Raw genomic sequence first — 19,908 nt, 5'->3', positions numbered from 1 at the left:
GATTATGACATTCAAAATTGCTTGTCTTCAACTGGATATTGCTTTTGGCGCTCCGCTGGAAAATCGACAGCTTGTTCAAAACGAAGTAGAAAAAATAGCCGCTCAACACCCTGACATCATCGTTCTTCCGGAATTATGGACAACGGGCTATGATTTAACGCGTCTGGATGAAATTGCGGATAAGGAAGGCGAAGACACAAAAGCATTCATTAGTGAGCTTGCGCGTCGTCATCGCATCCACATTGTCGCCGGTTCCATCGCCAAAAAAACAAATGATGGAACGACGAATACGATGTACGTGGCCGATCGAAACGGCGATATTGTAGGCGAATACAGCAAACTGCATCTTTTCCAACTGATGGATGAACATCTTTATTTGCGATCCGGAGATACACCAGGATTATTTACACTTGAAAATACATTATGTGCCGGTGTGATTTGCTACGACATTCGTTTTCCGGAATGGATTCGCGTACATGCCTTGCAAGGAGCAGAAGTGTTGTTTGTCGTTGCCGAATGGCCGTTGCCGCGTCTGTCTCATTGGCGTACGTTGCTTCAAGCGCGTGCCATTGAAAATCAATGTTATGTTGTCGCCTGTAATCGCGCCGGCCGCGACCCGAATAATACGTTCGCCGGACATTCGCTTATCATCGATCCGTGGGGGGAAATTCTTGCGGAAGCAAAAGAAGATCCTTGCTCCCTCATAGCTGAAATCGATTTGCAAAAAGTCAAAGAAGTACGTGAGCAAATCCCGATTTTTAGCGACCGTCGTCCGGAACATTATAGAACAAATGAAAAAATTTTTTAAAAAAGGATTGACAATCACTCGAACTTCGATGTATGATTTCACTCAAATGAGAATCCGCCAATAATTAAAGCAATAACGAAAATTCGAATAATAGCTGATCAATACTCTTATCAAGAGTTGGCTGAGGGAATTGGCCCAATGAAGCCCAGCAACCGACCGTAATACTATCGTGAGATAGGGCGCAGAAAAGCGCCGGAAGGAATCTTCCGCAAGGCACGGTGCTAAGTCCAACAGAGAGAGTCATTCTTTCTGAAAGATAAGAGGTGAGAAGAAGAATCTTCAAGCCTCTTTCGATAAACGAGAGAGGCTTTTTATGTGCGCCCGGCATGTACATGAACTATAGGGTGTAAGTCCCGAACCCCGAAGACAGAAGTAGAGGTTAGCTCAACGAAAGGGTGTCCGTGGTGACGCGGAATCTGAAGGAAGCTGGAGGCAAAACACCGGTCCGAGGAACACGAACCTCATATAAGGCTAGGTATGATTGAGTGAGTTTGCATAACAAAACAAAGCTCTTTCTGTCGAAGGTCATATCGAGTAAATGAGGCGGATAGATGGTGTGAAAGTGCATGTACTTACCCGGGGAGGTCTGGCGGATATGTGAAGTACTCTTCATAACCTACTTAGTGATAAGTAGCTGAACCGTCAGAAGTCAGCAGAGGTCATAGTATTAGTTGGTCTAGAACAACTAAGAAGGACCGAACAATTAAGAGAGAATAGCCCTTGGTATTCAGTGAGTCATGATGAACACAGAAAACGTAGTACCTCACTTGAGGGAGGAAGCGGTGAATCCCGTGGGAGACCTCTTGGAGGGTGGAGTGACCACTGGCATAAAGAGAACAGCTATTCACGGAAGTTATAAAGACTTGCGTCAATGATCTTAATTGAACCGCCGTATACGGAACCGTACGTACGGTGGTGTGAGAGGACGGGAGTTAATCGCTCCCTCCTACTCGATTTTTTCCAAAGGAGGCGTTCCTACATGGCCGTTTCAAATCCATCCGCTTACGAACCATTAACAGAAAAAGACGCAATTTCTCTTGCCGTTCGATTGCGCTTATTTTCAGAAGAAGCTCAGCTGGTATGCCGGGAAATTGGCGATGGAAATTTAAATCTCGTTTTCCGTATCGTTGACCAAAAAACAGGCAAAGGAGTGATTTTCAAACAAGCGCTGCCGTATGCGAAAGTCGTCGGTGAAAGCTGGCCTCTTACGTTAAAGCGTGCGACCATAGAAAGCAATGCGTTGCGTACATTTGCCGGCTTCGTTCCGGAATACGTTCCGGAAGTGTACCATTCCGACGAATCTCTTGCCATTACCGTCATGGAGGATTTATCTCATTTACAAATTGCTCGCAAAGGGCTTATAGAAGGAAAAACGTATCCGCTTTTGTCACAGCACATCGGTGAATACGTAGCCAAAACGTTATTTTATACGTCTGACTTCGGGATGAATCAACAAGAGAAAAAACAGCTGCTTCAAAGTTTTATCAACCCTGAACTATGCAAAATCACGGAAGATCTTGTCTTTACCGATCCGTTCTTTGATCATGATACAAACGATTTTGAAGAGGAGCTGCGCGAAGATGCAAAAGCGCTTTGGAACGATGATGAGCTTCATCTTGAAGTGGCAAAATTAAAGCGAAAGTTTTTGACAGAAGGGGATGCGCTGATTCACGGCGATTTACATACCGGCAGTATTTTTTGCAGCGATAAAGAGACAAAAGTGATTGATCCGGAATTCGCCTTTTACGGTCCTTTTGGTTTTGATCTCGGTCAATTTATCGCTAATTTGCTGCTGAATGCGCTGTCCCGTTCGCATCAAGAACAAGAGTTTTTATTTGACCATATCGAAAACACTTGGAAAGTATTTGCAAGCGTATTTTCCGACCTTTGGGAGCAGCACAATGTCGAGCCTTACGCCAAGACATCGAAGTTATTGCAGGACGTTTTGCACCATACATTTGTCGATGCGATTGGATTTGCCGGATGCGAAGTGATTCGCCGCACCATCGGTTTAGCACATGTCGCTGACCTTGACGGTATCGAAGACAAAGAGGAACGCCTTCGTGCGAAACGCCGTGCCCTTCGTCTTGGACGCAGCCTTATTTTACAGCGACATTCGCTCAATGACATTCAAGAAGTTCGTCCGCTTTTCCTACAGGCATCATTGACACCGACTAACTAAACGAAAGGAAGACAGCTATGACTGAACGATTTATGATTCCGCGTTCGGTTGAATGGAACGATACGCATATTACGATTTTAAATCAGCAAAAGCTGCCGGAGGAGACTGAATATTTAGAATTAAAGGAAATTGAAGATGTATGGGATGCCATTTCGACCTTGAAAGTTCGAGGAGCTCCTGCGATCGGCATGACGGCTGCCTACGGGCTTGCTCTTGCGGCTCAACGTTACGAGGCAAGTTCGATGGCTGAATTTAAACAACAGCTTCAAAAAGATATCGACTATTTAGCCAGCTCGCGGCCTACGGCGGTTAACTTGTTTTGGGCGCTGAACCGTCTTGCATCAAGCATTGAAGACGCTATTTCTGTCAACGAAGCGAAAACGATGCTCGTTCATGAAGCGATTTGCATCCAAGTGGAGGATGAAGACGTATGCCGCCGCATCGGGGAGCATGCACTGTCGCTTTTTAAAGACGGCGACCGCATCTTAACGATTTGCAATGCCGGCTCTCTTGCAACTGCTCGCTACGGTACGGCGCTTGCTCCATTTTATCTAGCCAAAGAAAAAGGAGTTCATCTTAAAGTATTTGCCTCAGAAACGCGCCCGGTTTTGCAAGGAGCAAGACTCACCACGTGGGAGCTCATGCAAGCCGGTGTGGATGTTACGCTTATCACGGATAATATGGCGGCGCAGACGATTTACGCCAAAAACATTTCGGCCGTCATCGTCGGTGCGGACCGAATTGCCGCTAACGGAGATACCGCTAATAAAATCGGAACATTTGGACTGGCTTTACTGGCACAATCGTTCGGCATTCCATTTTACGTCGCGGCGCCATTATCCACGATTGATTTAGAAACCAAAACGGGAAGAGATATTCCGATTGAAGAACGGAATCCGGAAGAAGTTACCCATATCGCAGGCAAACGCATTGCTCCTGAAGGGGTGGAAGTCTACAATCCGGCTTTTGATGTCACCCCCCACGAACTGATTACAGCGATTATTACCGAAAATGGAATCATTGGCGAAAACTATGAAGCAGAATTGCCGGCATTATTTGAGAAGAGCGAACAAGTGGGATGAGGAGATTACAAAGAGAGACAAAGTTTGGTGGAGAACTCAATCTAATCATGATGACCAAACTTGTTGTTTTCAACAAAGGGCATAGAAAGAAGTCCCTTTCCATCTCTGAAAAACAGGAGGGAGAGGGACTTCTTATAAGTCTTACAAAGCAGACCACTGCACCCCGATACCGAAGTTTAATCAGCCTGCCTTATTTTTCTCCTAAAATAGCGATCGGACTGAATGCTTCAAAATGGATGTGCTCATTCGGAATTCCCCATTGTTGCAACGCCGATTGAATGTTTTTCATAAAAGGAATCGGTCCGCAGAAATAAAAAACGGATTCTTTTGATGGAACGATAGATTGTAGAAAGTCTAAATCAATGTACCCTTCTTTATCGAATTTTTTAGAGTTCCGATCTTCTTTTGTTGGTGAATCATAGCATACATATGATTTGATGTTTGGGTGACTTTTTTCTAATTGATTCACATGGTCTTTAAAAGCGTGTGTTTGGCTGTTGGCTGTTGCGTGTACAAATGTAACCTGACGTTGTGACTTACTTTCTGCAATGGAATTTAACATGCTAAGTAATGGCGTAATGCCAATTCCTCCGCTAATCAGAACTACAGGTAAATCACTGTCATCGAGCACAAAGTCTCCAGCAGGAGCAGAAAATTGAAGAGTATCTCCAACTTGGACTTGTTTATGTAAATAATTCGATACAATTCCTGGTGGAGCATCCCCATGTGCATCTTCACGTTTTACACTGATTCGGTAATAGTTTTTTCCAGGTGAATCAGAAAGACTGTAATGACGAATATGCGTATATTTTTCTCCAGGAATTTCAGCTTTTATAGTTAGATATTGCCCAGGTTTATAGGTAGGGATTGCTTTACCGTCCTTCGGCTTTAAATAAAAAGAAGTTACGGCATCCGTTTCTTTTACCTTTTGATCCACTAAAAAGCTTCGATAGCCGCTCCATCCACCAGGCTGATGATCTGTTTCTTCGTAGAGTTTTTTTTCAATGTCAATGAATGCATCTGCAATATAGTCATAAGCGTTTTTCCATGCATCGAGAACTTCATCCGTGACGGCATCACCCAGAACTTCTTTTACACCTTGCATCAACGCTTCGCCTACAAGTGGATACTGCTCAGGTTTAATCCCTATGGCGCGATGTTTCTCTGTAACCCTTGTGATCACTGGCTTGATAGCATCTAGATTGGTAATGTGTTCCCCAGCAGCATAGACAGCGTAACCTAATGCTTCCTGCTGAATTCCTCTTTTTTGATTGGTTTGATTAAAAATATTGTACAAGTCAGGAGCTTTTGAGAATAGGATTTGGTAAAATCTTTTTCCAATTTCTTTACTGTGTTTTTTTAGAACCGGTGCAGTGGATTGTACGATTTCAATAGTTTTAGCATCAAGCAAGTGAAGTCCTCCTATTTTAAAAAATGGAATGAAATCTAGGAGTTAATATGCTCAATTGAGTTCAAATCTATGACTTCCTTTAAAAAATTTTTTCTAAATATGTCTTTCATGAAGGTGAATGGTTTTATGAGACTGATAAAAGCAGCAAAATAAAAATAGACCAATGCGATCATCGTTGCTTCGGGAAGCCTCTCTAAATACCAAATATTGAAAACGAAACGTTTTGTCTTTGAGAGAACACTATCTGATCATCTTAATTAAAGAAAACTTTGCAGGGAGGTAAATCCTACAATTTAAAAAAACGGTGTAAGAAAGATAAAAACGCTGAAAGGGTGTGCCTTCAGCGCTGTTCGTTATCGCTGTCATCATGATGATGTTTATGATGCCAGTGGCCTTTTTCCGAGTGATTCCAATGAGGGGAAAAGCCGTTTTGCTGCAAGTGTTTGTAATGTTTTTCCAAATGGGAAATGATGTCATCTCCTTTTTCTTTAGAAATGATTCCGTATTCTACATATTGGCGAATTAATTCTTTTCTTTTTTCCAATAGTTCTTTGTGAAGTTTGTTCAGTTTGGCTTTTTGCTGTTCGGTCAGCTGGACAGGTTTTTCGTTGCTTTTTCCTTGATTTGTCTCTGCATGCACGGTTGAGGCAGCAAACATCGCAACGGACACGAAGATGATGGCCATAATTTTTTTGGAAAATGTAAACATAGGTCTATTCTTCCTTTCCTTTTTATTTGTAAGGTTCTGTTTTGAGAATGAGAGAAACGGTCAACCCATTTTAGCTTTCATCCACTTCATCGTAGGAAAGATGCGTGACTTCGGTAAATTCTCCTCTTTCTATTTCTTCTTCTGTTGCCCGCTGTTCCAATTCTTCTTCATCGTCTATTCCGGGAGCAAGCGACGGCTGCTGTTCTTTTTTCTTATTCAACATCTTGATTCTTACCTCCTTATGGCTGTTTTTTTTCTCGTTTCTTCTTTATAATGATCCTAAAAATAGATATTATACAAATAAAGCCATTTTTGAACGCTCTGTGAACGAAATCGGTAGACTTGTCTTATATTTGGGTTTTTGGCGCACTTGATAGACATTATGAAACTTTGACGATGCTGAAAAAGGTGTCTTGGATATATAATGAGAATCAAGAGTTTTGCAGTTTGATCACGTATAAAGTTCTTTTCCGGCTTTCATGTTCAACATATCACAGAGCCTCTCGAAGCAAATAGGGGAAAAAGGAGACTTTGGCAATGGGGAAAAAAGCGTTGATCAATATCGATTACACTGTCGATTTTGTGGCGGATCATGGTGCTCTCACGTGTGGAAAGCCCGCTCAAATGATTGAGAATTTCATTACTTCTTTGACGGACACGTTTATTCAAAATGGCGATTTTGTGGTATTTGCAGTGGATATCCATAAGGAACAGGATCCGTATCATCCCGAAAGCCAATTATACCCGCCGCACAACATTGCCGGTTCGGAGGGAAGGAGGCTGTACGGTCAATTAGGGGAACTGTATGAGCGGATGAAAAACAAGGAAAATGTATATTATATGGACAAAACACGGTACAGCGCGTTTGCAGGTACAGACTTAGAGATTCAGCTGCGAGCTCGAGGCATAGATGAACTTCATTTATGCGGTGTTTGTACCGATATTTGTGTGCTTCATACCGCTGTAGACGCTTATAATAAAGGGTTTAAACTGGCTGTATACGAAAAGGGAACGGCAAGTTTTAACGAAGCAGGACATGATTGGGCGTTGAAGCACTTTCAACATGCACTCGGAGCAAAGGTAATTTCATGACGGAAACGGGGTTTGGACGATGAGAAAATATCAAGATGACAGTCTTGCTTTGCATACAGATTTATATCAAATTAATATGGCTAAAACGTACTGGGAAGACGGTGTCCATGAGAGAAAGGCGGTGTTTGATCTTTATTTCCGGAAAATGCCGTTTGGAAGCGGATACGCAATCTTTGCGGGGTTAGAAAGAATTGTTGAATTTTTAAAGAATTTTCGGTTCAGCGATAGCGATATCGCTTATTTGCGCGAAGTAGAAGGCTATGATGAAGATTTTCTTCAATACTTGTCGAATTTAACTTTTACAGGAAATGTTCGTTCGATGAGGGAAGGAGAAGTGGTTTTTGAAAATGAACCAATTGTTACAATAGAGGCGCCTTTGATTCAAGCGCAGCTGATTGAAACGCCTTTATTAAATATAGTCAACTATCAAACGTTGATAGCCACGAAAGCCGCCCGCATCAAGCATGCCGTTGGGGAAGACTTGGTCATGGAATTCGGGACAAGAAGGGCTCAAGAAATGGATGCGGCCATTTGGGGAACTAGAGCGGCCTTTATCGGTGGATGCGGGGCTACCAGCAATGTCAGAGCCGGAAAGCTGTTTGGCATTCCGACAGCCGGAACACACGCTCATGCCATGGTACAAGCTTATCAAGACGAATATACGGCATTTCGCAAATACGCTGAATCCCATAAGGATTGCGTCTTTTTAGTGGATACATATGACACGCTTCGTTCCGGTGTACCGGCAGCGATTCGAGTCGCTAAAGAAATGGGGGATTCGATCAACTTTATTGGTATTCGTTTAGATAGCGGCGATTTGACCTATTTATCGAAAAAAGCGAGAGAAATGCTGGATGAAGCCGGATTTCACGATGCGAAAATTTTTGCTTCGAATGATTTGGATGAATACACCATTACGCATTTGAAAGCTCAAGGAGCCAAAATCGACGCTTGGGGGGTCGGGACGAATTTGATTACGGCGTACGACCAACCGGCGCTTGGAGCAGTCTATAAGTTAGCTTCGATAGAGAATGAGGCAGGGGAAATGATCGATACGGTTAAAATTTCCAGCAATGCCGAGAAAGTAACCACTCCGGGAAAGAAAAAAGTATATCGAATCATCAATAAAAGCAACCAAAAATCGGAAGGCGATTATATCACTCTTTATGACGAGAATCCCGCCGCAGAAGAAAGAATTAAAATGTTTCACCCTGTTCATACCTATGTCAGCAAATTCGTGACAAACTTTGAAGCGGTGGAATTGCAAAAAGATATTTTCATCAATGGCGAGCTAGTATATGAATTGCCATCGCTGGCAGAAATCCAATCTTTTGTCCAAAAAAATTTAGACTATTTATGGGATGAATATAAACGAATTTTAAATCCGGAAGAATATCCGGTGGACTTAAGCGAAAAATGCTGGAATAATAAAATGAAAAAGATTCAAGAAGTGCGGGACAAAATTGTATCTAGTTTGTCAACCAAAACGAAAGGAGAAGGAGAAGATGACCGATTTACAAAAACGGATTATTGAGGAATTAAAAGTAAAACCGGTGATTGATCCAAAAGAAGAAATTCGCAAAAGCGTAGACTTTTTAAAAGCTTATTTAAAGAAATATCCGTTTATAAAAGGATTCGTTCTAGGAATTTCAGGTGGGCAAGACTCCACGTTAACCGGGAAGCTGGCTCAAATGGCGATTAACGAAATCCGGGAGGAAACAGGAAAACAAGATTATCAGTTTACGGCGGTCAGATTGCCATATGGTACACAATTCGATGAAGAAGATTGCCAAGTGGCTTTAAACTTTATCCAGCCGGATGATGTCGTTACAGTGAACATTAAAGAAGCGGTAGATGCCAGTGAAAAGGCATTAAAGGATGCCGGCGTGGAAATTTCCGATTTTGAAAAAGGAAATCAAAAAGCTCGGGAACGGATGAAAGTTCAATACAGCATCGCAGCAATGAGAAATGCAGTCGTACTGGGAACCGATCATGCAGCAGAAGCAGTCACAGGATTTTTTACAAAATACGGCGACGGCGGTGCGGATCTCGTTCCGATTTATCGTTTAAATAAACGCCAAGGAAAGATGCTGTTAAAAGAACTTGGGTGTCCGGAACGTTTATATAAAAAAGTGCCGACAGCCGATTTGGAAGAAAACCGTCCGCAGCTTCCGGATGAAGTCGCACTTGGTGTTACCTATGAAGAAATTGACGACTACCTGGAAGGCAAAACCGTTTCTGAAGAAGCGAGAAAAACGATCGAAGGATGGTTTTTAAAGACAGAGCATAAACGGCATCTACCCATCACGATTTTTGATGACTTTTGGAAATAATGGGTGCATTCTTCCTTTATATAGAAAAGACGGACAGAGAGCCTCGGTGAAGCTCCCTGTCTTTTTTGGTTAATGATAGCAGGAGAAGAGTTTTCTTCTTTATAACTTATTATCTGAATAATAAATCAATTGCAAGGCGGGTTGACCGTGGTTACAGATAGATATAAAATGATGACAAATTTGTTGCGTCTATGGTCTATCAGTATTTCATCTTCAGTTCTTTAGAAAAATTGGATTGCTGCCGGATGGCTGCAATGAGATGGCAATAGTGGCCGCAGGAGACCTCCGTTGGTCTTCTTGAAAAGGCGGGTTTATAAAAGTCTATTAAGGACTTAATAGAGGGGGAAGGAATTCCCCCTGAATACTTTTTTGTGATCTCTTGGCTCTGTTACATGATTATTTGCTGGAGAAACTGTGCTGCATGGGAAAAGCTTGCGTCATAGGAACAGAGCTTATTTTTCATACATAGAGAGGTGGATATTGTGGAAAGAAAGAAGGAATGGGAAAACCAAGAGATGGTTGTCGTACTTGATTTCGGCAGCCAGTATAACCAACTGATTACGAGAAGAATTCGGGAACTTGGCGTCTATAGCGAACTTCATCCCCATACTTTGACGGCGGAAGAAATAAAAGCTATGAATCCAAAAGGGATTATTTTATCTGGGGGACCTAACAGTGTATATGCCGAAGATGCTTTTCACTGCGACGAGGACATTTTTAATCTAGGAATCCCGGTGCTAGGAATTTGCTATGGAATGCAGCTGATGACAAAGCATTTCGGTGGAAAAGTGGAACCTGCCAGCAAACGGGAGTACGGAAAAGCGACCATCCGGGTACAAAACCAAAATCCTCTTTGGGATGGACTACCGGAAGAACAAGTGGTATGGATGAGCCATAGCGATTTAGTGATGGAAACTCCTGAAGGATTTACTGTAGATGCGGTAAGTTCATCATGTCCAATCGCGGCAATGAGTCATCAAGAACAACAATTATATGGGGTTCAATTCCATCCGGAAGTTCGCCACTCTGTCTACGGAAACGAGCTGCTTCGCAATTTTGTGTTCAACATTTGCGGCTGCCGGGGCGATTGGTCCATGCAAAATTTTATTGAAATGGAAATAGAAAATATTCGAAAAACCGTTGGCGATAAAAAGGTTCTTTGTGCCTTGAGCGGCGGAGTCGATTCTTCTGTTGTGGCTGTTCTTATACATAAAGCCATCGGAGATCAATTGACATGTATTTTTGTCGATCACGGCCTTTTGCGCAAAGGGGAAGCCGAAAGTGTAATGAAAACGTTCGCGGAAGGTTTTCACATGAACGTGATCAAAGTGGATGCAAAAGATCGCTTTTTGAACAAACTGAAGGGAGTTTCCGACCCTGAGAAAAAACGGAAAATTATCGGCAATGAGTTTATATATGTGTTTGATGACGAGGCGGCCAAACTGGAAGGAATTGAATTTTTAGCGCAAGGTACTCTGTATACGGATATTATTGAAAGCGGAACGGCCACAGCCCAAACGATTAAATCCCATCACAATGTGGGCGGGCTGCCGGAAGATATGGAATTTAAGCTGATTGAGCCGCTGAACACGTTGTTTAAAGATGAAGTGCGAAAATTGGGCACCGAATTAGGAATTCCGGATGAAATTGTTTGGCGTCAGCCATTCCCGGGACCGGGACTAGCCATTCGGGTTTTAGGAGAAGTAACGGAAGAAAAATTGGAAATTGTTCGGGAATCGGATGCTATTTTAAGAGAAGAAATTAAAAAAGCTGGGTTGGATCGCGACATTTGGCAATATTTCACTGTTCTTCCTAATATCCGCAGCGTCGGGGTAATGGGAGACGCGAGAACATATGATTATACTATCGGGATTCGTGCGGTTACTTCCATCGATGGAATGACCTCCGATTGGGCAAGAATTCCGTGGGATGTGCTGGAGACGATCTCGACACGCATCGTCAACGAAGTCAGCCATGTGAACCGTGTAGTCTATGATATTACCAGCAAACCGCCGGCCACTATTGAGTGGGAATAAAGACCCGCTATTCATCCGTGAGATAAGGATGATCAGCGGAACGAATCGGGCATTTAAGGGCAGCCGGCCTCCGAAGGAACTCTTCGCCTTGCTGCCCTTAATGCAGAATGAGACAAACACGAATGATAATAAATAATTTTAAAATAATGTTCGTATTTTGTTGACATCGTCGTCATTTAGCACTACAATGTAGTTGAATTAAATAATTTGTCGCATTACGTCGTATAATTACGGGGATATGGCCCGGAAGTCTCTACCAAGCTGCCGTAAATAGCTTGACTACGAGGTAATGGAATGTAAACAGGATTGGATTCCCATCCTTTTATCTTTCTATCCTCAAGCCATGCCCCGAACGAATGTTTGGGGTATTTTTATTTTGCTTGGTGAATAGCTTTATCACCCGAATGGTGATTTCACCCGGCGGCATCCTGTTGGCCGGTGTGGTTGCCTCGTGACGTATTTGTGATAATGGCGGAGGGGAATTATGAAAAATTATTTTCATTTTGATGAATTGGGGACGAATTACCGTAGGGAAATTATCGGTGGTATTACGACCTTTCTTGCTATGGCCTATATTTTGGTCGTGAATCCGCTCACTCTTTCGCTTGCATCAGTGAAGAATCTTCCGGATTCCATGCGAATGGACCACGGAGCGGTGTTTGTTGCGACGGCTTTATCTGCTGCTTTCGGTTCCTTGTTGATGGGATTATGGGCGAAATATCCGGTGGCTCTCGCGCCGGGATTGGGTTTGAACGCCTTTTTTGCCTATACGGTTGTTTTGAATTACGGCATTTCTTGGCAAGTTGCGCTGACAGGAGTATTTTTGGCAAGCCTCATATTTATTTTGCTCACGCTTACCGGAATTCGGGAAAAAATTATTAATGCTATCCCGGCTCAATTAAAACACGCAGTAGGAGCAGGAATTGGACTTTTTATTACTTTTATTGGTTTTCAAAATGCTGGAATCATCGTGAATAATGATGCGGTTTTAGTTGGGCTTGGCGATTTGACAAACGGCAATACGCTTTTGGCCATTTTCGGCATCATCATTACGGTCATTCTCATGACGAGAGGCATTAACAGCGCTGTGTTTATCGGAATGGTCATTACGGCTATTGTCGGGATGTTGACCGGTTTAATCCCTCTTCCGAAACATGTGATCGGCAGCATTCCAAGCATTAAACCGGTGTTTGGCGTTGCGGTGACTTCGATTTTCCATATGCCGGATCAAATTTTTACGATGCAAATGTTGATGGTGGTTTTGACCTTTTTATTTGTAGCCTTTTTTGATACGGCAGGGACTCTTTTGGCGGTTGCTCATCAAGCCGGATTGATGAAAAACAATCAATTGCCTCGAGCCGGAAAAGCGCTGTTTTCAGATGCTATGGCAGGAGCGATTGGTGCGGTGCTCGGAACGTCCACGACGACTTCTTTTGTGGAATCAACAGCGGGGGTAGCTGCCGGGGCCAGAACCGGATTTGCTGCTGTTGTCACAGGTGTGTTGTTTTTGCTGTCGCTCTTTTTCTACCCGTTGCTTTCGGTTATTACCTCACACGTAACGGCGCCTGCTTTGATTATTGTCGGTGTGTTGATGGTATCGTCTCTGGGGGAAATTGACTGGAAGAAATTCGAAATTGCTGTTCCGGCTTTCTTGACCGTTATTTGTATGCCTTTGACATACAGTATCGCGACAGGAATCGCGATCGGATTTATTTTCTATCCTATTACGATGATTGTAAAAGGAAGAGCCAAAGAAATTCATCCGCTTATGTATTTCTTGTTTGTTGTTTTCTTATTATATTTTATTTTCTTGAAATAGTAGGAAGGACGTCCTCCAAATGGGGGACGTTTTTTTGTAAAAAGGTTTTCATTGTATAAAGGCAAATCCTTGATTACAATATGGGTAGACTAATATAAGGAGGACGAAGCTGTTGCTTATTGCAGCGGTGAATCACAAGAGGAGATTTCAAATGGTTAAATATGTAGTGAAAAAAGTCCTTAATAATAATGTTTTGATCGCTGCTGATGACAAGAACAACGAAGTCGTACTGATTGGGAAAGGAATCGGTTTTCAAAGGAAAAAAGGAGATGTGATCCATCAAGATATTATCGAAAAAATATTTGTCCTCAAAAATGAAAATGAACAAGAACACTACAAAAAATTATTGCCCTACCTCGATGAAAAAACGCTGAATGTAATTATTTCCTCTTTAGAAATCATTAAAAAACGAACACGCGGCACTTTAAATGAGCATATCCACGTTGCGCTCACGGATCACCTGCTTTTCGCGATGAACAGGCTTATGAAAGGAATGGTTATTAAAAATCCTTTTCTAAATGAAACAAAAGCCATGTATCCTTTTGAATATGAAATCGCTGAAGAAGTAGTGGATTATATTCATGAAGCGGCCAACATCAAGCTGCCGGAAGGGGAAGTAGGCTTTATTGCTTTGCATATTCACAGTGCCTTAACAGATAAACAACTTTCGGAGATTAATCAATATTCCCAGTTATTGTCCACTCTTGTCCGCACAATGGAAGAAAATCTTGGAATGGAAATCGATAGAAATAGTGTGGAATATATGCGGCTCATCCGCCATCTTCGCTATACCATTGACAGGGTGCAAAAAGGGGAAACATTGGAAGAATCAAAAAAAATAAAAGAACTATTGAAAAAAGAATACCCTCTATGCTACAATCTTTCATGGAAGCTAATCAAAATTATGCAGCAGACGCTGAAGAAACCGGTTTATGAAGCGGAAGCCACTTATTTAACGATGCATTTGCAGCGTTTACGTGCGAAACAAAAGAATAGCAATTCTTTACGTGTTACTGATTCGATCAGGCATGAGTAAAGAAGTTGATAGAAACAAGAACACAAGGGAACACTACCTTTGTAGTGCTTGTTTTTATTGCTTCTTCACTCATGCTTTTTTGTTTATGCAATAATAGAATGGAGGTAACGTATATGTTTAAGAAATTCTTTGGCGTTCTCCAAAAAGTGGGTAAAGCTTTGATGCTTCCAGTCGCCATTTTACCGGCTGCCGGAATTTTGCTTGCTCTTGGAAACGCTTTACAAAACCCGACGCTAGTCGATATTGCTCCGTTTCTGCATACCGGTTGGGTGGAAATGGTAGCAAAAGTAATGGAAGAAGCCGGTGGAATTATCTTTTCGAATCTAGCCCTTCTATTTGCCGTCGGGGTTGCCATTGGTTTGGCCGGAGGAGAAGGGGTAGCTGGACTTGCTGCAATCGTCGGCTTCCTGATCATGAATGTTACGATGGGAGTTGTGCTTGGTGTCACTCCTAAAATGGCTGCCCATGATCCTTCCTATGCAACCGTTCTCGGCATTCCTACGCTGCAAACCGGTGTATTCGGCGGGATTATTGTTGGTATATTAGCTTCAATTCTCTACAATAAATACTTTAATATTGAGCTTCCATCTTATTTAGGATTTTTTGCGGGAAAACGTTTTGTTCCGATTGTGACGGCTGTATCTTCTTTAATTCTTGGATTGATCATGATTGTTATTTGGCCGCCTATCCAATCAGGTTTAAACGCTTTCTCCAATAACTTGTTGAATGCAAACTTGACGTTGTCTGCCTTTATTTTCGGTGTCATTGAACGTTCGCTGATTCCATTTGGATTGCATCATATCTTCTATGCTCCGTTCTGGTTTGAGTTTGGACAATATACGAACAAAGCAGGAGAAGTGGTTCACGGAGACCAAGCGATCTTTATGGCTCAAATTAAAGATGGAGTCAAGAATTTGACGGCTGGTACATTTATGACGGGTAAATATCCGTTTATGATGTTTGGTCTTCCTGCTGCTGCGCTGGCTATTTACCACGAAGCTAAACCTGAAAAGAAAAAAGTGGTTGGAGGTTTAATGGCTTCAGCGGCTTTGACTTCTTTCTTGACAGGGATTACAGAGCCGATTGAATTCTCCTTCTTATTCGTAGCACCTGTGTTGTTTGCGATTCACGCTGTTTTTGCCGGACTGTCATTTATGATTATGCATATTTTAAATGTAAAAATCGGGATGACGTTCTCAGGGGGATTAATTGACTTTATTCTCTTTGGTGTTTTGAATCCACAAACTCATTGGTGGCTCGTGATACCGGTCGGATTAGTCTTTTCCGTCATCTATTATTTCGGTTTCCGATTTGCCATCCGCAAGTTCAATTTAAAAACGCCTGGTCGCGAAGATGATGAAGAATCGAACGATGGAAAAGAAACAGCAGATAGCGGATCTGGAGACCTTGCCTACAATATTTTGGAAGCAATGGGTGGACAAAGCAATATTGCTTCGCTGGATGCTTGTATCACTCGTCTGCGCGTTCAAGTAAATGATCCTAAAGAAGTGGATAAGGAACGTTTGAAAAAACTGGGCGCTTCCGGAGTATTGGAAGTTGGAAACAATATTCAAGCTATTTTCGGACCACGTTCCGACACGATTAAAACGCAAATGCAAGATATTATGAAAGGCAAAGCGCCGCGCAAAGCAACAACTCCTGATATGAATCAGGAAGTTAAACAGCAAGTAGAAGAAGTGAATCCAACGCCTCTTCAAAATGAAATTGACCGAAATGAAGCGATTATTTCTCCATTAAAAGGGGAAATTAAGCCGCTTGCAGAAGTTCCTGATCCAGTCTTTGCAGAAAAAATGATGGGAGACGGCTTTGCTATATTGCCGGAAGAAGGAACTGTTGTATCGCCGGTTAACGGAAAAATTGTGAACCTGTTCCCGACTAAGCACGCAATCGGTATTTTGTCCGACGGCGGAAGAGAAATTTTGATTCACGTGGGTATTGATACAGTGAAACTGAATGGCGAAGGTTTTGAGGCGCTTGTAAACCAAGACGACCATGTTGAAGCCGGACAGCCATTGTTGAAAGTGGATCTTGACTTAGTGAAAAGCAAGGCACCGTCTGTGATTACTCCAATTATCTTTACAAACCTTCAAGAAGGGGAACAAGTTGTAATTGAAAAGCAAGGTAAAGTCGATTTGAAAGAAGAAAACATCATTTCGATTCAAAAATAGCCCATCAGGACAGAAAGCGATGATTGCATTGCTTAACGTCCGCTTCATTGATAAAGATGAAATATCCGGGTAAAGAAGGCCGTTCATGCTTTTTGCGTGAACGGCTTTTTTGTTTCAAATCGTCAGGATCAAAAGGAGCTCAAATATTCTATAAACACAAATTGCCATTCGGTAAGAATTTAGAATAAGTAAAGTGGAGGAAGAAATAACGCTTTAAACTTTGTTCATGGGCAGACGATTTTGTCATTCGGCATGAAGGTCCTCTTTTATTATGCGGTTTTTGGTTGGTTTTTATATTCATCCTGATGATAGTAGACGAATGATCTCCTTCCTTTTGGCTGTACAGGAAAGCTTTTTTACATCATGATCCTTTTAAGGGGGTATGAAGATGAAACTATGGACTATCCATCCTGTTGAAGTGTGGGAATGGTTGCAGCAGCAAGGTTTTTATCGTGGTGCGAAGGAGCTTGTTTATGAAGATTTCCTCGATTCATACGACTGGTTTATCATTGAAATGGAGAAACGATTGGGGCCAAGACCGGAAAAAGAATCGTACCCTGTGTGGGCATGGAAACAATGGAATGGCGTGCATATTCGTCCGGACCTCCGTTTTTCGAGTTTTCTGGAGAAAGGAACGAGAGGTGTACGTCTCGAAATAGACATACCTGATGAACAGGTTGTTTTGAGCGATTTTGATAAATGGCATTACGTACTGAATTATTGGTACCTCGAAGAAAATGAAGAAGACGGGGAATTATTCGACAAAGAAATAAAGAAAAGAGGGTTGGATTATTATCAGCAAAAACCGCTTCCGGACCCTTATTATCATCAGAAAATTGTGGATAGCTGGCAACGTATTTTTGATATTAAGCCAAGGAATGAAGAGGAGAAAAGGAGCTTATCGATTCAAGCTATTTTCTGGGAGTTGAAATTGGAGCAGGTAAGGAAGGTGGATTTTTTTGTTGCAAGGTAGTGATTTTGTAAGGAGAGAGAAATTTTTTGCTTGATGGATTTCGAGAATGATTTTGTTGATTATTGCATCATAAGATCCAAAAATACCTGAGTACGGGAACCTCCTCAAAAGATGAATGACGTTTTCACGGATTAATCTGGATTAGCTCGGCGCATGATTTCTCTGACTTTTCCCGGTCCTTCTAAAATGGATTTTTTTGTAAAAATGTACTGTACGTCTCTACTGTATTCCAAAATCCTGTTGAAAATAAAGTAAATAATTATTTATTATTAACACGAGTGATAGGTAAAAATAATTTACTTTTCTACCTGTTTTTATGGATATTTTAGTGTGGGAATTAAATATATATTTATTGTTTCGTATAAATAATAAATATTTATTTACTATTTGCTTTATCCAATACAAGAAAAAGGAGCGTTTTTTATGCTTTCATCCGGGTTGCAGTTTGGAATCTATCCGCTTAGTGTAGCCGGTACGCCTGCCGTTTAGCTGTAGGACCTCAAGACAACTATGAGCAAATTCAAATGGCCTTAAAACGTCTTCGAGGAGAATCTAAATCGCTGTCGCCAAGAATTTATCTCGTTTATACAGGACCTGCTGATTCGGAAGAGAAGCTTTTGTCGATCGTGGAGAAATATGTTCGTTTGGGATTAATGGGGGACTTGGTAGTAGGTTCTTTGGCTCCAAACATAGAAATGAATCACTGGCTCGCGCTTATTAGGAAAATCATTAGAGAGTATGGTTCTTATATTGATTCGCTGCAAATAACGAATGAACCTAATTTGAGCTTTATGGACGGATCAAACCCTAACATCCTGCCATTGTTGGTGCAGGGGGTTATTGCAGCAAAAGAAGAAGCAGAAGCAGCGAACGTTCGTGTGGATATCGGATTTGGATCTGTGCCGGATAACGGTCCGAAAGTGGTTCCGCATTTCTGGGAAAACCTTGCTGAAATTGGCGGAGAGGTTTTCATAGATTCTTTGGATTATGTCGCGCATAATTTTTATGTAGATGTATTTGAACAGCCGCTCTCATTGGAAAAAGTCCCGGCTTCCGTTGAGGACTTGCTGCGGCGTTTTCGTGAAGTGAATCTGAAGACAGCCGGTATACCTGATTGCATCCCTATTCGTATTACAGAAAACGGATGGCCTACGGGCAAAAACCCTTTTGTAGGCAAAGACAGATCTTACGAACATCAATCTGAAGTACTAGAGACGATCATACGGACCGTTTATAATCTGCGTCAAGAACTCAATATCACACATTATGAGCTTTTTGGTCTCAGGGATGCAGACAGTTCCAAAGATGATCTCTTTCACCAATTTGGCATCATGCGGGATGATTATACTCCGAAACCGGCGTTTTATACATTTCAGCATTTGATACAGGAGTTGGGAATTTGAAATGGTTCACAAAGCCGAGAGGCAGGTGCAGCAGATGTTTATAAAATTTTTACAAATCTATGTGGATCGGCTGTTACTGCTATAGGACAGAGAAGAACAAATCGTTATAGCATCTTGACAGAGAGGCTGTATGATTTAAAATAAAACGCAACAGTAAAAATACTCTATCCATAAATTGTACAGGTATCAATCGATATGGTCGAATGATGGAAAAAGGAAGCTGCTCTGATGAGTAAAAAGAAGATATTTGAGATGAAAGAAAATGAAACCATTGATCAACTATTGGCACGAATGTCCGAAGAAGGATATAAACCCGTTAGAAGAACGGAAGAACCCATCTTTCAAGAAAAGAACATAAACGGAAAGATAGAATATGTTCCTGTTGGGCGAATTATAAAGTTTGAAGGGAAAAAAGAAGGTTAAACCCGAACGTTTTCTATTGAGACTGTTTTTATTGTTCGAAAAATTTTGTTGACAATGGCTTGTTTTCATTGTTAAGATGGAGTTGTCAACTCAATAGCCCTCATATAATCACGAGAATATGGCTCGTAAGTCTCTACCCGATTACCGTAAATAATCGGACTATGAGGGAAAGTAGCTATCTGGAAAACTGTGAATGAAAGAGGCATCTTCAGGATGGCGATTGCACTATGTTCTGAAAGCCGTTCATTCCATGTGCAGCGCCATTGGAAGAAGAAATCTTTCTTCGATGAGTCCTGCCATAAAAGGCTTTTAATTGGTCTTTTCTTACCCGGATTCACTGCTTTCTCTCAAAGAAAGTATGTGAAGCCGGGTTTTTTTGTTATATAAGACTGCATCATGTGGAGGGATGGAA

The 19,908-nt window shown here is 41.8% G+C and carries 16 protein-coding genes and 3 riboswitches; of the genes, 13 read left to right on the top strand and 3 right to left on the bottom strand.

What is annotated here, in order from left to right; translation table 11 throughout:
- Nucleotides 1-4 precede the first annotated feature (4 nt).
- From N1I87_RS15895 to mtnA, 3 genes are all read left to right on the top strand, one after another.
- Nucleotides 5-808, top strand: coding sequence for a carbon-nitrogen family hydrolase (locus N1I87_RS15895; RefSeq protein WP_341102848.1), 804 nt, complete (start codon nucleotides 5-7; stop codon nucleotides 806-808).
- A 104-nt stretch (nucleotides 809-912) separates the two neighbouring features.
- Nucleotides 913-1,071, top strand: a riboswitch (SAM riboswitch).
- A 716-nt stretch (nucleotides 1,072-1,787) separates the two neighbouring features.
- Entirely contained in the window at nucleotides 1,788-2,990 is a 1,203-nt protein-coding gene (gene mtnK / locus N1I87_RS15890; protein WP_341102847.1) for an S-methyl-5-thioribose kinase, read from the top strand.
- 17 nt (nucleotides 2,991-3,007) lie between these two features.
- Nucleotides 3,008-4,072 carry an S-methyl-5-thioribose-1-phosphate isomerase gene (gene mtnA / locus N1I87_RS15885; RefSeq protein ID WP_341102846.1) on the top strand — a complete coding sequence of 355 codons (1,065 nt, stop codon included), beginning with the start codon at nucleotides 3,008-3,010 and terminating at the stop codon, nucleotides 4,070-4,072.
- A 190-nt stretch (nucleotides 4,073-4,262) separates the two neighbouring features.
- On the opposite strand, the gene hmpA is transcribed toward mtnA, so the two are convergent.
- The 3 genes from hmpA to N1I87_RS15870 all read right to left on the bottom strand — a co-directional run bounded on the left by hmpA (nucleotide 4,263) and on the right by N1I87_RS15870 (nucleotide 6,415).
- The gene (gene hmpA / locus N1I87_RS15880; protein WP_341102845.1) at nucleotides 4,263-5,483 is read right to left on the bottom strand and encodes an NO-inducible flavohemoprotein; all 1,221 of its coding nucleotides are present in this window, start codon (nucleotides 5,481-5,483) and stop codon (nucleotides 4,263-4,265) included.
- A 340-nt stretch (nucleotides 5,484-5,823) separates the two neighbouring features.
- Nucleotides 5,824-6,192 (bottom strand): YckD family protein, encoded by a 369-nt coding sequence (locus N1I87_RS15875; RefSeq protein WP_341102844.1) that lies wholly within the window; start codon nucleotides 6,190-6,192, stop codon nucleotides 5,824-5,826.
- Between the two features lie 70 nt (nucleotides 6,193-6,262).
- Nucleotides 6,263-6,415, bottom strand: coding sequence for a hypothetical protein (locus tag N1I87_RS15870; RefSeq protein WP_341102843.1), 153 nt, complete (start codon nucleotides 6,413-6,415; stop codon nucleotides 6,263-6,265).
- A gap of 314 nt (nucleotides 6,416-6,729) precedes the next feature.
- On the opposite strand from N1I87_RS15870, the gene N1I87_RS15865 reads away from it, so the two are divergent.
- The 10 genes from N1I87_RS15865 to N1I87_RS15820 all read left to right on the top strand — a co-directional run bounded on the left by N1I87_RS15865 (nucleotide 6,730) and on the right by N1I87_RS15820 (nucleotide 19,496).
- Nucleotides 6,730-7,284 (top strand): cysteine hydrolase family protein, encoded by a 555-nt coding sequence (locus tag N1I87_RS15865; RefSeq protein WP_003354063.1) that lies wholly within the window; start codon nucleotides 6,730-6,732, stop codon nucleotides 7,282-7,284.
- 19 nt (nucleotides 7,285-7,303) lie between these two features.
- On the top strand, nucleotides 7,304-8,818 hold the full coding sequence (locus tag N1I87_RS15860) for a nicotinate phosphoribosyltransferase (protein WP_341102842.1): 1,515 nt from the start codon (nucleotides 7,304-7,306) through the stop codon (nucleotides 8,816-8,818).
- A complete protein-coding gene (gene nadE / locus N1I87_RS15855; protein ID WP_048624121.1) occupies nucleotides 8,790-9,617 on the top strand; it encodes an ammonia-dependent NAD(+) synthetase in 828 nt (275 codons plus the stop codon). Before N1I87_RS15860 ends, nadE begins: the two co-directional genes overlap by 29 nt.
- Before the next feature lie 515 nt (nucleotides 9,618-10,132).
- The gene (guaA, locus tag N1I87_RS15850) at nucleotides 10,133-11,653 is read left to right on the top strand and encodes a glutamine-hydrolyzing GMP synthase (protein ID WP_340403045.1); all 1,521 of its coding nucleotides are present in this window, start codon (nucleotides 10,133-10,135) and stop codon (nucleotides 11,651-11,653) included.
- 200 nt (nucleotides 11,654-11,853) lie between these two features.
- Nucleotides 11,854-11,955, top strand: a riboswitch (purine riboswitch).
- A 182-nt stretch (nucleotides 11,956-12,137) separates the two neighbouring features.
- Nucleotides 12,138-13,472, top strand: a complete 1,335-nt coding sequence (locus tag N1I87_RS15845; RefSeq protein ID WP_048624120.1) for an NCS2 family permease — start codon at nucleotides 12,138-12,140, stop codon at nucleotides 13,470-13,472.
- Nucleotides 13,473-13,623: 151 nt separating this feature from the next.
- A complete protein-coding gene (glcT, locus tag N1I87_RS15840; RefSeq protein WP_341102840.1) occupies nucleotides 13,624-14,508 on the top strand; it encodes a glucose PTS transporter transcription antiterminator GlcT in 885 nt (294 codons plus the stop codon).
- 113 nt (nucleotides 14,509-14,621) lie between these two features.
- The gene (gene ptsG, locus N1I87_RS15835; RefSeq protein ID WP_003354069.1) at nucleotides 14,622-16,697 is read left to right on the top strand and encodes a glucose-specific PTS transporter subunit IIBC; all 2,076 of its coding nucleotides are present in this window, start codon (nucleotides 14,622-14,624) and stop codon (nucleotides 16,695-16,697) included.
- A gap of 388 nt (nucleotides 16,698-17,085) precedes the next feature.
- On the top strand, nucleotides 17,086-17,670 hold the full coding sequence (locus N1I87_RS15830) for a DUF3841 domain-containing protein (protein WP_341102838.1): 585 nt from the start codon (nucleotides 17,086-17,088) through the stop codon (nucleotides 17,668-17,670).
- A 524-nt stretch (nucleotides 17,671-18,194) separates the two neighbouring features.
- Entirely contained in the window at nucleotides 18,195-19,073 is an 879-nt protein-coding gene (locus tag N1I87_RS15825; RefSeq protein WP_341102836.1) for a hypothetical protein, read from the top strand.
- A 228-nt stretch (nucleotides 19,074-19,301) separates the two neighbouring features.
- Nucleotides 19,302-19,496, top strand: a complete 195-nt coding sequence (locus N1I87_RS15820; RefSeq protein WP_048624115.1) for an NETI motif-containing protein — start codon at nucleotides 19,302-19,304, stop codon at nucleotides 19,494-19,496.
- Nucleotides 19,497-19,576: 80 nt separating this feature from the next.
- Nucleotides 19,577-19,678, top strand: a riboswitch (purine riboswitch).
- Nucleotides 19,679-19,908: the final 230 nt, after the last annotated feature.

The organism is Bacillus sp. FSL W8-0102 (assembly GCF_038007225.1).
GTDB classification, from domain to species: Bacteria; Bacillota; Bacilli; order Bacillales; family DSM-4216; genus Bacillus_O; species Bacillus_O smithii.
This window is presented reverse-complemented; position numbering and strand designations above follow the sequence as displayed.